Source organism: Chitinimonas viridis, assembly GCF_030409555.1.
GTDB classification, from domain to species: Bacteria; Pseudomonadota; Gammaproteobacteria; order Burkholderiales; family Chitinimonadaceae; genus Chitinimonas; species Chitinimonas viridis.
Window position 1 is genome coordinate 216,217 of the sequence record NZ_JAUFPU010000005.1, and the last position, 11,470, is coordinate 227,686.

12 protein-coding genes are annotated in these 11,470 nt (G+C 60.9%); 7 read left to right on the top strand and 5 right to left on the bottom strand.

Annotated elements, in window-relative coordinates; translation table 11 throughout:
• Positions 1–15 precede the first annotated feature (15 nt).
• Positions 16–603, top strand: coding sequence for a His-Xaa-Ser repeat protein HxsA (hxsA, locus tag QWZ03_RS20980; RefSeq protein ID WP_373322388.1), 588 nt, complete (start codon positions 16–18; stop codon positions 601–603).
• Positions 604–769: 166 nt separating this feature from the next.
• On the opposite strand, the gene QWZ03_RS07960 is transcribed toward hxsA, so the two are convergent.
• The 3 genes from QWZ03_RS07960 to QWZ03_RS07970 form a co-directional block, all read right to left on the bottom strand.
• The gene (locus QWZ03_RS07960; protein WP_290332221.1) at positions 770–1,294 is read right to left on the bottom strand and encodes an RNA polymerase sigma factor; all 525 of its coding nucleotides are present in this window, start codon (positions 1,292–1,294) and stop codon (positions 770–772) included.
• A gap of 3 nt (positions 1,295–1,297) precedes the next feature.
• On the bottom strand, positions 1,298–1,507 hold the full coding sequence (locus tag QWZ03_RS07965) for a YgaP family membrane protein (protein ID WP_290332222.1): 210 nt from the start codon (positions 1,505–1,507) through the stop codon (positions 1,298–1,300).
• Positions 1,508–1,642: 135 nt separating this feature from the next.
• Positions 1,643–2,656, bottom strand: coding sequence for an AraC family transcriptional regulator (locus QWZ03_RS07970; protein WP_290332223.1), 1,014 nt, complete (start codon positions 2,654–2,656; stop codon positions 1,643–1,645).
• 133 nt (positions 2,657–2,789) lie between these two features.
• Between QWZ03_RS07970 and QWZ03_RS07975 the strand changes: the two genes are divergently transcribed.
• Together QWZ03_RS07975 and QWZ03_RS07980 are read left to right on the top strand one after the other, a co-directional pair.
• Complete coding sequence (locus QWZ03_RS07975; RefSeq protein ID WP_290332224.1) at positions 2,790–4,049, top strand: mandelate racemase/muconate lactonizing enzyme family protein; 1,260 nt, start codon at positions 2,790–2,792, stop codon at positions 4,047–4,049.
• A complete protein-coding gene (locus tag QWZ03_RS07980) occupies positions 4,046–4,813 on the top strand; it encodes a type 1 glutamine amidotransferase domain-containing protein (protein ID WP_290332225.1) in 768 nt (255 codons plus the stop codon). The genes QWZ03_RS07975 and QWZ03_RS07980 overlap by 4 nt, the downstream gene beginning before the upstream one ends.
• Positions 4,814–5,077: 264 nt before the next feature.
• Here the strand turns inward: QWZ03_RS07980 and QWZ03_RS20985 are convergent, their stop codons facing one another.
• Entirely contained in the window at positions 5,078–5,449 is a 372-nt protein-coding gene (locus QWZ03_RS20985; RefSeq protein WP_373322387.1) for a nuclear transport factor 2 family protein, read from the bottom strand.
• A 328-nt stretch (positions 5,450–5,777) separates the two neighbouring features.
• Between QWZ03_RS20985 and QWZ03_RS07985 the strand changes: the two genes are divergently transcribed.
• The 4 genes from QWZ03_RS07985 (at position 5,778) to QWZ03_RS08000 (ending at position 10,271) form a co-directional block, all read left to right on the top strand.
• Positions 5,778–7,400: a methyl-accepting chemotaxis protein gene (locus QWZ03_RS07985; RefSeq protein WP_290332226.1), complete on the top strand. Its 1,623-nt coding sequence runs from the start codon at positions 5,778–5,780 to the stop codon at positions 7,398–7,400.
• Positions 7,401–7,541: 141 nt separating this feature from the next.
• The gene (locus tag QWZ03_RS07990) at positions 7,542–8,360 is read left to right on the top strand and encodes a hypothetical protein (protein ID WP_290332227.1); all 819 of its coding nucleotides are present in this window, start codon (positions 7,542–7,544) and stop codon (positions 8,358–8,360) included.
• Positions 8,361–8,394: 34 nt separating this feature from the next.
• Positions 8,395–9,201, top strand: a complete 807-nt coding sequence (locus QWZ03_RS07995) for a transporter substrate-binding domain-containing protein (protein WP_290332228.1) — start codon at positions 8,395–8,397, stop codon at positions 9,199–9,201.
• A gap of 38 nt (positions 9,202–9,239) precedes the next feature.
• Positions 9,240–10,271, top strand: a complete 1,032-nt coding sequence (locus tag QWZ03_RS08000) for a porin (RefSeq protein WP_290332229.1) — start codon at positions 9,240–9,242, stop codon at positions 10,269–10,271.
• Between the two features lie 119 nt (positions 10,272–10,390).
• On the opposite strand, the gene QWZ03_RS08005 is transcribed toward QWZ03_RS08000, so the two are convergent.
• A complete protein-coding gene (locus tag QWZ03_RS08005) occupies positions 10,391–11,344 on the bottom strand; it encodes a chitinase (protein WP_308447531.1) in 954 nt (317 codons plus the stop codon).
• Positions 11,345–11,470: the final 126 nt, after the last annotated feature.

The following is an 11,470-nucleotide window of genomic DNA, read 5'->3' on the forward strand; positions in this document are numbered from 1 at the left end:
AAATTCAAAACAACAATGGCACTTTTTTTGGCTGGCGTGCCCTTTGGCACCGGCAAAGCCACCGCTATCGATACGAGTTATGTGCCTCCACAATTGGATCAAGACGCTGGTCCAGTTTCCTTGCAAGCGTTGAATCGGCCAGGCGATAACCTCTTCGCGGGTCATCGGTCTCATTCATCCCATCGAAGTCACAGTTCTCACCGCTCTCATAGTTCACACTACTCAGGCTCAGGAGGGGGTAGCAGTTATAACCCTCCGGCTTATGTACCGCCAGCACCAGCCTACACCCCGCCCCCCTCCTCCGCGCCAAGCTTTGCTCCATCCTCTCCGGCAAAGAAGGCTACAGGGACGGATCTAGGAGCTGATCTTGAGGCATCCACACCAACACCGACACTCAGCAGACCGGAGAAGCGCGTACTGCAGATCATGAGAGTTCAAATCGCGCTAACCAGACTAACACTCTATGAAGGGCCTATAACCGGGGTTTTGGATGACCCAACCAAGGAGTCGCTGACCTTGTTCCAGCGCCTGAAATCACTTCCAGAGAACGGTTTAATGACGACTGAGACACTTAACGCACTTGGGGTTCCTGCGGTGAAATAAATATGGTGTGACTGTTGGCAACAGGGGCCTAGCAGGCATAAACCATGGGCTCTTGCATTTTGCATCACCTAAACAGCCCTGGAGCGCAAATAACAACCACCTTGATTGTGCGGGGGTCAGGTCAGTTCAATTGACCAACTGACCCGCACCCGATGCAGGTCAGTTGTCATGCGCTCAGCAGATACTCCCGCACCAGTTCGCGAGCCCGGTGCAGCCGGCTCTTCACTGCGCCGGGTTGTTCACCAAGACGCTCGGCGATTTCCGCAATCGTCAGTTCTTCAAAGTCCCGCAGCAGCACAACCTCAAGGTAGTGCGCAGGCAAGGATTCGAGCGCGTGCGCAAGGTCGACTCTCAAGGCATCGTCAGTGCGGCGGGCCAATTGCTGCTCTGCCATCTCGTCCTCAAGCGACTCATGCTTGAACAACATACGTCCGAGCTTGCGGCACTCGCGCTTGATGATAGTAAACAGCCAGGAGGAAAAGGCCACCGTCGCCTTCAGGCTTGTGACCTTACGCGAAATGATCAACAGCGATTCCTGTACGGCGTCATCCACGTCGCTGACATGGCAGTGCCTGCGCGCATAGCGACGCGCGTCTGCCTGGCAGACCGCGAGCAGACGAGCAATCGCTGCCTGGTCGCCTGCCTGGGTTGCCAAGATGAGGCTATCCCGTTCGATCACGCTGTCGACCATGGCTCAGCGCACCTTGCCGAGCTTGCGGCCAACCAGCGCGCACATAGGGCAAAAACCCACCAAGCCGGTCATGGCCATCACGGCGCCCATGATGCCCATGCCTACGGCGAGATTCGATATCCCCCAATTCATCGCGGCGAACACGAGCGCCATTGCGCCCATAACGATACGCAGGATGCGTTCCCAGTTGGGGACATTCTTCACGTAGAACATTGCAAGCTCCTTTGACTATTGCTGGTTCGAGGACATCCCTCACTTGCTAAGAGGAACCGAGCCAGCAAAACGGTTCGCAGGCGACTAAAAGAATTTGCGCACCATCCACGTCACGTCTACTCGTCCAAGCTGCATTTACGCCCCTGCGCCGCGCCGCATCCTGCCCGGTGCCGTACCAAACCAGCGCCGCACTGCCCGGCTCAGGCTGCTGGCATCGTGATACCCCAGTTGTCGGGCCGCTTCGTCCAGACCGGTGCCGGCCATGATCAGGCGTTGCGCCTCCTGCTTACGGGCTGTATCGAACAAGGCAGTCCAGCTACTGCCCTCCTCCGCCAGCTGGCGCTGCAGGGTACGTACCGTGGTGCCCAGCTGGGTTGCTACTGCTTCGGCACTAGCCTCGCATAGCGGGCGGGCGGCCAGCCACTGCGTAATAAAGCCGGATAGGTAACCTGCCGGTGGCAGTAGGGCCAGTTGTTCGTCTATCAGGCGGCAATGCATGGCACACAGGCCGGCGTCGGCATGCGGCAGCGCCTGGGCAAGGTCCGCGCGTGAGAAGGTGATCGAATGTACCGGGGCGCCAAACACAGGCAGTACGCCGAGGATGGAACGGTATGCGTCGATAGCCCCCTGCGGCGCATGGCTGAAACTCACGGCGCGCGGCTGGGCGTGCGAGGCCGATAGCCAGCCTGCCATGGTGACCAGGCCGGCGACGATGGCCTCGATCTGCTGTGGGAGCAGGTGCAGCCGCATGGCGCGTGGTGTGTACACGATGGTGACCGAATCACGGATGGCTGTCGCATCAGAGGTCAATACGCCGCCGTCGCTAACCAGGCGCTGGTAGCGCAGCATCAGCTGCATGGCCTCGCCCAGCGTGGCGCTACTCATGATCGCGTGTCCCAGCACATAGAAGGTCGATGGCCGCACCTGACTGCCAACCTTCAAGCCGAACAAGGCATCGCCAGACAAGGCAATGGCGCGCTTCCAGAGCTGCTGGGCGACGCTCAGGCCCACGCGGTTGCCTGCTGCGGCGAACTCCCGCTCGGTGATGGGCAAGCCATCGAGCAATTCCTCGCGGGCAATGCCCGCCGCCTCGGCCGTTTCCAGCAGGCTGCGCAGATAGCTGACAGCAACGGTATAGGGTTCCTGCATCACAGCCTTCCATGGGCGCCGCTACGGCAACAGCCTGGCTTACATTGGCGTGAAATGTCAATTTTTGCTCCGTGCCGTGTCAATGCGCTCCCAGGCCATCGGCGCTACAGTCGACGCCAACCTAGGAGACCGCATGTCCAAGATTGCCCATATCGAGCTCTATCACGTTGCCTATCCCTTGAAGCGTGCGTTCTACCCGAGCTGGATACCCGGCTATCCGCAGACCGAGAACCGCTTCGACCTGATACGGGTGATTACCGAATGCGGGGCGGAGGGCTGGTCTGCCGGCCCCGCCATGGGCAGGGAACGGCGCGGCTTTGGTGAGTTGATCGCGCCCTACCTGATCGGGCTGGATGCGACTGACATCCCCTTGATCCAGCAGCGCTTGCGCGAGATGTCCTACCTTGGCCTGCGCAATGCCTGGATAGAACCGGCGTTCTGGGACATCAAGGGCAAGCTGGCCGGCAAGCCGGTCTACCAGCTGCTGGGCGCCGAGGCAGGCAATATCCGGCTGTACGCCTCGACCGGCGAGGTCAAGTCGCCGGGCGAGCGGGTGGAGGAGGCACTGGCGCGCCATCAGGAAGGTTTTTCTGCCATCAAGCTGCGCGTGCATGATTTTGACGAGCGCCAGGATATTGCGCAGGTTGAGGCCGTGATCAAGGCGGTGGGCGACCGCATGAAGGTGGCGGTGGATGCCAACCAGGCTTGGCGCGTGACCGCCATAGCCGATGCCCCGCTATGGGACCTCGCCCGTGCCAAACGCTTTGCCGACGCCTGTGCCGATCTTGGCGTGGCCTGGATAGAAGAGCCGCTACCCATGGACGACTATGCCGGCCAGGCAGAACTGACAGCCTACAGCCGGGTGCCGATCGCCGGCGGCGAGCTGCATACCGGTGGCCTGGCAGAACTGAAGATGATGATAGAGCGCCGTTGCTATGCTTACTTCCAGCCCGACGCCATGTTCACCGGCGGGATTGCGCAGACGCTGGAAGTCATCCGCCTGTGCAAAAACGCCGGCCTCAAATACACGCCCCACACCTGGACCAATGGCATCGGTTTTGCGGTCAACCTGCAGCTGATGGCTGTGGGTGGCAACCGCGAGCAGGGCCTGCTCGAATATCCGCTCAACCCGCCCTCGTGGACGGTAGAAGCCCGCGACGCCATACTGACCGAGCCCTTCATGCACCATCGGGGTGAGCTTGCCTTGCCCACCACGCCCGGCCTGGGTTTCGACATAGACCGGCGGGCGCTGCGGCGCTATGGCCGGCGATTCTTCAGCATGGGCAGGCTGGGCCTGATGCTGCACACGGTGCGCCAGAAGGGTTTCAAGACCGCACGCGAGATCGACACCACCCGTCGCCTGCACGGCGTCAAGGCAAAGGAATTGGCATGATACTTTGCATCCTCCCCTCCCTCGATTACGACCCGACCGAGAGCGCCGTGCCCTGGCAGGCGCTGCAGCAGGCCGGCGTGCAGGTACGCTTTGCCACACCGACAGGCGCACCGGCCCATGCCGACCGGCGGCTGACCGATACCGGTTTCTCCATCATGTCGCCGGTATTCATGGCCAGGCCCACCGAGCTGGCCATCTACCGGGAGATGGCGAAGGACCCGCATTTTCTCTCGCCACTGCCCTATGCAGACGTAGACCCCGACGCCTTCGACGGTTTGCTGATCCCCGGCGGCCATGCACCCGGCGTCAGGACCATGCTCGACTCGGACGAAGCCAAACGGATCACGCTGGGTTTCTTCCAGGCCGGCAAGCCCATTGCCGCCGTCTGCCACGGGGTATTGCTGCCCGCCCGCACGCTGGACCCCGCCACCGGACGATCGGTACTCCACGGCCGCAAATCCACCGGCTTGCCAGCCTTCATGGAACTGTTCGCCTGGTTTGTCACCGCGCCATGGCTAGGCCGCTACTACCGTACCTACCCCTGCTCGGTGGCCACCGAACTCAAGGCCGCGCTGGCCGACCCGCGCGACTACGCACACGGCCCGGTATTGCCGCTGCGTGACAGCGCAGACAATCACGGCAATGGCTTCGTAGTCGAGGATGGCAACTACCTGTCGGCACGTTGGCCTGGCGACTGCTACCGCTTTGCCCAGCGGTACAGCGAACTCGTGGTGCAGTACCAGGCCAATCGCGGGCAACGGTAAACACGGCTTGGCCCTTGCGCTACCATGTTGGCGATCAGGCTACGACCGCCCTCCGCCCCAACCCATCTGCGCCAGCCGGGCCTAGGCACCCCAGTCCGCACAGCGTCGCCTCTAACGACTCGTCCGGCGGCATGGATGGATGGCGTTAGGCATCGCCACGCACAACCCGCGCCACCTACTGGTGCTGCATCCCCTTATAAAACCAGCATCAGCTAGGCCACGCGCTTGCCAGCTGGAGAATACGCTTCAAACGGTTAGACCAGCCTAATTGATTGCCGTGGCCTGGGACCACACCGCTTGCCAAGTGCCATCTTGAAGCTCGTAGGTGTCCGTATGCCAGCAATGGATCACTCCAGACGCGAACTGGAGCTTTGCTTTGTAGCGGATGACAGCCATCGACGGTGAGAGTCGAACTTCGCAGGGACCGATTTCCCAGCCCTCATAACGCAGTGCACCTGACTTGATGTCTTCGAGATACTCGGTGAGCGAGTAGGTCCTGCCCCCTGGGGTGATCAATTGGTAATCCCGAGCGTGAAGTCGCATTGCCAGCGCTATGTCGCGTCGGACCAAGGCTTGTGTCCGCTCGCTTTCGAGAGTTCGGATGTAGTCGGCTGAGGGTGCTGAAGTCATTTCCATACATCGTAAAAAAACGTCTGTTTGTGTGGTCTAGCGTTCAAGGGAGTTTCCAGAGGTTTCGCTTTCGTCCCACTTGAAAATCGAGGCTTCCTTCAGTCTCCCCAAGTTAACCGGGTAGGCGCGCAAGCGTCAATTCTCCCAAGCTCTTGGTATCAACGCCGCCAGCGCACCAGGCCTCAAAGCAGGCTTGTTGCGCGATTCATACCATGCACGGACCTTCAATAAATCTGTAAAGAAATAATCTATAGTTTTCAGCAGGCCCATGACCACAGGCCTTGCTGCAGCGCCGTCTGCGCGTTGTCAGGACGTCATACCCAAGGAGCGCCAGATGAAGCTGAAAACCCGTGTGTGGCTGATTATCTCGGCCTCTGTCCTGGGCATGGCACTGGTGTCGGCCTTCAGCCTGATCGCCCTGCGCGACACCATGCTGGATGAACGCAAGATACAGATAGACCGTCTGCTCCAGCTTGCCGTCGGCATGCTCGATCACTATCACAAGCTGGAAACCAGCGGCGCCATGAGCCGTGACGAGGCGCAGGCCCGGGCCAAGGCTGCCTTGGGTGGGCTGCGCTCGGGTGATGACTATCTGATACTGCGCTCGATGGAGGACGTGCTGCTGGTCCACCCCGATCAAAGCCGTATCGGCAAGGTGGACAAGGGCGCCAAGCTGCCTGATGGGCGCCATATCTCGGACGAATACCGAGCCATCCTGGCCAAGGCCGACAGTGGCTTTGCCGAGACCATGGCAGCACGGCCAGGTAAGAAGGATGGCCCCAAGGTGGCCAAGCTCAACGGTATACGCAAGTTCGAGCCCTGGGGCTGGATGGTGGGTTTCGGCCTGTTTGTCGATGATATCGATGATGCCTTCTGGGCCCGTGCCGTGCAGTTCGTGCTGCTGAGCCTGGCCATCATCGGCGTGCTGGCCACGCTCTCGCTCACCATGTCGCGCAAGATACTGCAGCAGCTGGGGGGCGAGCCGCAGTATGCCCACGATATCGCCGTGGCCATCTCACAGGGTGATCTCAGCCAGACCGTGACCATCAGTGGCTCGGCCGGCGGCAACAGCATGCTGGGGGCCGTCAGCCGCATGCAGGCCAGCCTGCGCGATATGGTAGGCCGCTTCAACCAGGCCTCTTCCACGCTCGCAGGGGCGTCAGAGCAACTATCGGGGCGCATAGGGCAGATAGAGCAACGCTCCAGCGAAACCGCCAATACCACGGCCGCGACGGCGGCTGCGGTAGAGGAAATGACGGTCAGCATCGCCCACGTAGCCGACAGCACCAAGGCGGCCGAGGCCAGTTCGTCGAGTTCGGCCGAGTTGGCCCTTACAGGCCAGAAGCTGGCCTCGGATGCCGCGGCCGAGATACGCCATATTGCCGATGGCGTGCGCGCCGCAGTCGAGTTGGTGCAAGGGCTAGATAGTCGCTCTAAGGAGATCGACCGTATCGCCGTGGTGATCAAGGAGATCGCTGAACAGACCAATCTGCTGGCCCTCAACGCCGCCATCGAAGCCGCCCGTGCCGGCGAGCAGGGGCGCGGTTTTGCGGTGGTAGCAGACGAGGTACGCAAGCTGGCGGAGCGCACAGGGGTAGCTACCCAGAACATCTTTGAAGTGACCGGTGCGGTGCAGAACGATACCCAGTCCATCGCAGGCCGCATGGGCGAGGTGACCGGCCTGGTCAACGGCGGGGTGGAGCAGACCGAGCGGGCGGCCGAATATCTGCAGCGCATCAGTGGCAGCGCAGAAGCCACCTTGGGGCAGACGCGCGACGTCAACCTGGCGCTGTCGGAACAAAGCCAGGCCAGCGAGAGCATTGCCCGCAATGTGGAGCATATCGCCGAGATGACGGCCGAATCCGACCTATCGCTGCGTGAAATCAGCCAGGCGTTTGCCGAGCTCGACGTGCTGGCGCAGGAACTCAAGCATACCGCCAGCGGCTTCAGGGTCTAGGCGTGAAGTGGGTAGCGGCCACCAGGCACACCTACACGGTTAATCCAGATCAAGCCATGGAGTAATACCAAGCAACCGCTTTGGTGCCAAGGTTACCATTCAATATATTGCAACAATTGTTACGCTCAGGAGAGGCACGCCATGCTCAGAATTACCGTACTCACACTGGCAGCCTGCTGCGCCACTGCCGCGCCGGCCAGCCGTGAATACAAGATGATAGTCGACCCCTCGGCCTACGAGGCTTACGAACCCAGCGAAATCTCCTTCGTCATCGAGCGTAGCCTGCTCAATCTGGCCAAAGGCCCCATCAAACTGGAAACGCGGGGCAAGACTTCTCGCGACAAGACCCGGGCCGTGCGTTTTCTCGATACCCCCGGCGACTGCCTGCTGACCAAGGCCGGCTTGATTGTGCGCGACCGAGGCAACGAAAAGAAGCGCACCCTGACCATCAAGCTGCGCGGTGATGTGGATGGCAGCTGGACCAAGGGCGCCAAGGTCAAGGAGGAGGAAGACGTGGTGCCGCCGCTGCAGATCAAGCAGTCGCGTGCGCTGCAAGCCAAGCTGGAGAGCAGTGCCACGCTGGACACCATCAAGAGCCTGCAATCCTACCTGCCGGAACTCGAACGACTGGGCATACCGGCCGACAAGGCTGTGCAGCCGGTGATCAAGGAAAGCATACGCGAAGAAACCTTCACCCTGCCCGAGATCAAGCTGGGCAACAGCTGGGCCGAGACTGAGCTATCGATGTGGTACTTCGGCGATGAAGAGCGCCCCGCCCTGATCGAGGCCTCATTCCGCTATGAAATGGACGGCAATGCCGAGGCCAACGAAGCCACGGCCAAGGTGGCTGCCCAATGGTTCAAGCTGTGGCAAAGCCCTTCGGGCCTGACACCCGATCCCGTCGAGTCCACCAAGACCGCCTTTGTCTTCAAGCGCTCTGCCGACTTCTGCAAAAAATGAGCGCACACCCCATAGGACTTTGGAGTAACTGCATATGAAATCCCTCTACTGCGCATGTCTGCTCGCCGCCAGCATACTGATGCCCACCCAGGCACAGGCCGATGATCTGGACCTGATCAAGGCCAAGGGTGAAATCGTAATTGGGGTAAAGGACTCGTCCCCACCCTTTGGTGAATTCAATCCCAAGACCAAAACCGTCATGGGCTACGACATAGATATGGGCGTCGCCGTCGCCAAGCGCATGGGCCTCAAGCCTGTTTTCAAGACGGTGGAAACCGGCAACCGGGTGCAACTGCTGCTGGATCGCAAGATAGACCTGATCATGGCCAGCCTGGGCAAGACACCCGACGTGGCCAAGCAGGTGGACCTGAGCTACGGCTACTTCATGAACCAGACCAAGGCGCTGGCCTTGAAAGGCGTGATCCGCTCGTACGATGACTACTACACGGTCTCCATCGGCGTCACCGCCGGAGGACCGTTGGAAAAACTGATGCGCAAGCAGTTCCCCAGCGCCGAGCTGGTCACAGCGCCGGACAAGCCCGAGCTGACCGCCATGCTGACCAGCGGCAAAGTGCAATCCATTGTCGCGGCCGAAGCCTTGCTGATCAGCATCTGGAACGAGCTGCCCAACAAGCAGCGCTACGAAATGCCGGACTACCCCATCAACGTCAACCCCATCGCCATCGGCATGCGCAAGGGCGAGACCAAGCTGCGCACCGCCATCAACCGCGCCCTGACCGAGATTGAAGACAGCGGCGAAGCCGAGCGCATCTATGAGCGCTGGTTTGGCGCCAATACCACTACCCCCATACCACGTACTTTCCGCATCAATCGATATTGATACCCCGCAATTTATCCCATCAGGAAGAGAGCACTCCAATGAAACTACATGCAATTGCCGCCGCACTGGCCTTGGTCGGCACCGTGGCCTCGGCCGCCGATAGCAATGTCACCGTCTACGGCCGTATGGATATGGGCCTGGAGCTGCATGATGACGGCAAGCTCCGTCGCGTTGCCGTTCAGAACTTCTCCTCCCGCCTGGGTTTCCGTGGCGAAGAGGGCCTGGGCGATGGGCTGAGCGCTATCTGGCAGATCGAGAGCGGTGTATCGCCCGACGACAGCGCCAATAGTGGCTCATTTGCCAGCCGCAACAGCTTCGTCGGCCTGAAGGGCGAGTTTGGTACGGTGCTGATGGGCAACTACGATATGCCGTTCAAGACGCTGGACAAGAACGTGGGTCTGCTGTGGAACCAGGGCGACTCGGTCGAGCAGATCACCCACGGCAAGGCATCGGAGCTGAACTTCCATACCCGCCAGAAGAACGTGATCCAGTACCACAGCCCCAAGTTCAGCGGCGTCCAGATCAAGCTGGCCTACGGCCCGGATGAGGCCAAGGGCAGCTACACCGCCCCAGCCGAAGTGGGTTCCAACCGCCAGGTGTATTCGATGTCGGCAGAGTACGATGGCGGCAAGTGGAACATCGGCGCAGCCTATGACGTCAAACAGGATCTGGAAGCGAAGGGCAAGGACTGGCATGCCAGCAAGCTGATTGCCGGTGCCAAGTTTGGTGACTTCACCCTGGGCGCCGCCATCAGCCAGCTCGACAACGACGCCGGCCGCAAGGTGGATACCCTGACCGTGAACGGTGCCTACAAGGTCGGCCCCATGACCTACAAGGCATCCATCGGCACGGCCGATGAATCCGCCGCCAACGCCAACGACGGCGTGGACCTGTTCGCCATCGAGGTCAATTACGCCATCAGCAAGATGACGTCCTTCTACGGCTACTACGCCCAGTTCAACAACGACGCACGCGCACGCGCACGCTTCGAAGCCGGCGACAACAAGTACCGGCCGGCACGCGGCGACGATCCCAAGGTGTTCGGCGTCGCCATGCGCCACAACTTCTGATCGACCTATCAGACGGGCTTGCCCGCGCTGCACACAACAAGACCCGCTCAGGCGGGTCTTGTTGTTGGCGCAGGTCTATCAGGCAGAGACGCTAGTCCCTGCCTGCAAATGGCCGCCGCTCAGGGCAGCGCCTGCAGGCTGGCCTTGGCTGGCCGCGAGAAGTTATAGCCATCATACCTGTCCCAGTTGATGGACCAGGTCATCACCCCACGGTAGCTGGGATACGCCTGCTTGGGCCGCACGCTGCCGCAGCTCACCAGCTGGGTAAGGCAGGTCAGCGCCTCCTTCACGGTCTGCTGCGTGACAAAACCCTGGTTGGCAGAGCGCGGGCCGGACGGCACGCCAAACGCCACCTGGTCAGGCCGCAGCCCCTTGAACTCCCAGCCATTACCGTAATTGACCTTGAAGCCTTCGATCAGCATCAGGCTCCCCCCCACCAGCGCATCGACCGTGCCTTCGTTCAAGGTCCGGTTGTCCACATAGGTGAAGCCACCATTGTTGTAGTACTGCACATGGATCATGTTCAGGTCATCACGCAGGCCGTCAATGATGGGCAGGTAAGCCCCCCAGATGCCGGAGTTCACCACATAGCCCCCCTGCACATACGGGTGCTCGGGTGCCATGGAGAGATAGAAACCGGGGCCTACCCTGGCCTTGAGCTGCTTCATTGCCGTGATCAGGTTGTTGATGATGGGCGTACCCAGCACCACACCGGCACCGCTTTCCAGGTCCAGATCAATACCGTCCAGCCCGTACTTGTTGATCAGGCCATGCAGGCTGTTGACGAAGTTGGTCACGTTCTCTGGCGTATTCAAGGTCATCCGGCCTTCCTGCCCGCCTAGCGACAGCACCACCTTCTTGCCTCGCGCCCGCTTCTCGGCAATATCGGCAATGAACTGCGCCTCCGTACCTGCGCCGGGGTCCAGGTTGAAAGTCACACTGCCATTGCCCCCATCCTCGCCAAACGAAATCATGATCACGTCCCAATCGTCAGAGACGTCCCGTATGCGCATGGTAGGGCCGCTGGGATTGGTGAAGTTATGCCAGTACCCGATCAGTGCATGCTTGGGCAGGCCTGGTGTGGGTGTGGGTGTGGGTGTGGGTGTGGGTGTGGGTGTGGGGGTCGGGGTCGGGGTCGGGGTCGGGGTCGGGGTCGGGGTCGGGGTCGGGGTCGGGGTCGGGGTCGGGGTCGGGGTCGG

Excerpts from the sequence above, each read along its gene's own strand:
- QWZ03_RS07965 (WP_290332222.1), bottom strand. The coding sequence starts at position 1,507 with ATGTTCTACGTGAAGAATGTCCCCAACTGGGAACGCATCCTGCGTATC.
- QWZ03_RS08000 (WP_290332229.1), top strand. The coding sequence starts at position 9,240 with ATGAAACTACATGCAATTGCCGCCGCACTGGCCTTGGTCGGCACCGTG.
- QWZ03_RS20985 (WP_373322387.1), bottom strand. The coding sequence starts at position 5,449 with ATGGAAATGACTTCAGCACCCTCAGCCGACTACATCCGAACTCTCGAA.
- QWZ03_RS07975 (WP_290332224.1), top strand. The coding sequence starts at position 2,790 with ATGTCCAAGATTGCCCATATCGAGCTCTATCACGTTGCCTATCCCTTG.
- QWZ03_RS07985 (WP_290332226.1), top strand. The coding sequence starts at position 5,778 with ATGAAGCTGAAAACCCGTGTGTGGCTGATTATCTCGGCCTCTGTCCTG.
- hxsA (WP_373322388.1), top strand. The coding sequence starts at position 16 with ATGGCACTTTTTTTGGCTGGCGTGCCCTTTGGCACCGGCAAAGCCACC.
- QWZ03_RS07960 (WP_290332221.1), bottom strand. The coding sequence starts at position 1,294 with ATGGTCGACAGCGTGATCGAACGGGATAGCCTCATCTTGGCAACCCAG.
- QWZ03_RS07990 (WP_290332227.1), top strand. The coding sequence starts at position 7,542 with ATGCTCAGAATTACCGTACTCACACTGGCAGCCTGCTGCGCCACTGCC.
- QWZ03_RS07995 (WP_290332228.1), top strand. The coding sequence starts at position 8,395 with ATGAAATCCCTCTACTGCGCATGTCTGCTCGCCGCCAGCATACTGATG.
- QWZ03_RS07970 (WP_290332223.1), bottom strand. The coding sequence starts at position 2,656 with ATGCAGGAACCCTATACCGTTGCTGTCAGCTATCTGCGCAGCCTGCTG.
- QWZ03_RS07980 (WP_290332225.1), top strand. The coding sequence starts at position 4,046 with ATGATACTTTGCATCCTCCCCTCCCTCGATTACGACCCGACCGAGAGC.